At 63.5% G+C, this 1,460-nt stretch carries 1 protein-coding gene; it reads left to right on the top strand.

What is annotated here, in order from left to right; all coding sequences use genetic code 11:
• A partial coding sequence (gene groL, locus CIT25_RS28685) for a chaperonin GroEL (RefSeq protein WP_095488564.1) occupies positions 1-1,460 on the top strand: 1,460 nt, incomplete at both ends.

The raw sequence follows: 1,460 nt of genomic DNA, 5'->3' as shown, positions 1-1,460 counted from the left end.
GTCAACATCCTCGCCGACGCAGTGAAGGTCACGCTCGGCCCCAAGGGCCGCAACGTCGTCATCGACAAGTCGTTCGGCGCACCGCGCATCACCAAGGACGGCGTCACCGTCGCCAAGGAAATCGAGCTTGAAGACAAGTTCGAGAACATGGGCGCGCAGATGGTCCGCGAAGTTGCTTCGAAGACCAACGACATCGCCGGCGACGGCACCACGACCGCGACCGTTCTGGCGCAGTCGATCGTCCAGGAAGGCCACAAGGCGGTTGCCGCCGGCATGAACCCGATGGACCTGAAGCGCGGCATCGACCTCGCCGTTGCCGACGTCGTCGCGACGCTGATCAAGAACGCCAAGAAGATCAAGACCTCGGAAGAAGTTGCTCAGGTCGGCACCATCGCCGGCAATGGCGATGCTTCGGTTGGCTCGATGATCGCCGAAGCGATGCAGAAGGTCGGCAATGAGGGCGTCATCACGGTCGAGGAAGCCAAGACCGCCGAGACCGAACTCGAAGTCGTCGAAGGCATGCAGTTCGACCGCGGCTATCTCTCGCCCTACTTCGTAACCAACGCCGACAAGATGGTCGCGGACCTGGAAGACGCTTACATCCTTCTCCACGAGAAGAAGCTCTCCAACCTGCAGGCCATGCTGCCGATCCTCGAGGCTGTCGTGCAGACCTCGAAGCCGCTGGTCATCATCTCGGAAGACGTCGAAGGCGAGGCTCTGGCCACGCTCGTCGTCAACAAGCTGCGTGGCGGCCTGAAGATCGCCGCCGTCAAGGCGCCGGGCTTCGGTGATCGCCGCAAGGCCATGCTGGAAGACATCGCCATCCTCACCGGTGGCCAGGTCATTTCCGAAGACCTCGGCATCAAGCTTGAGAATGTCGGCCTCAACATGCTCGGCCGCGCCAAGAAGGTGTCGATCTCCAAGGAGAACACCACCATCGTCGACGGTGCCGGCAAGAAGGCCGAGATCCAGGGCCGCGTCGCCCAGATCAAGCAGCAGATCGAGGAGACCACCTCGGACTACGACAAGGAGAAGCTGCAGGAACGTCTCGCCAAGCTGGCGGGCGGCGTTGCCGTCATCCGCGTCGGCGGTGCGACCGAGATCGAAGTCAAGGAAAAGAAGGACCGCGTCGATGACGCCCTCAACGCGACCCGCGCGGCCGTCGAAGAAGGCATCGTTCCCGGCGGCGGCGTCGCACTCCTGCGCGCTTCGCTGAGCATCAAGGCGACCGGCGCCAACTCCGACCAGACCGCGGGCATCGCCATCGTGCGTCGCGCGCTGCAGGCTCCGGCCCGCCAGATCGCGGCCAACGCCGGTGCGGAAGCATCGATCGTTGCCGGCAAGATCCTCGAGAACAAGGGCCCGACCTTCGGCTTCAACGCCCAGACCGGCGAATATGGCGACATGATCGCCATGGGTATCGTCGATCCGGTCAAGGTCGTGCGCACGGCTCTCCAGGA

Origin of the sequence: Mesorhizobium mediterraneum (genome assembly GCF_002284565.1) — a bacterium.
GTDB classification, from domain to species: Bacteria; Pseudomonadota; Alphaproteobacteria; order Rhizobiales; family Rhizobiaceae; genus Mesorhizobium; species Mesorhizobium mediterraneum.
Note: the sequence above shows the minus strand (reverse complement) of the source record. Positions and strands in the feature narration are given on the sequence as shown.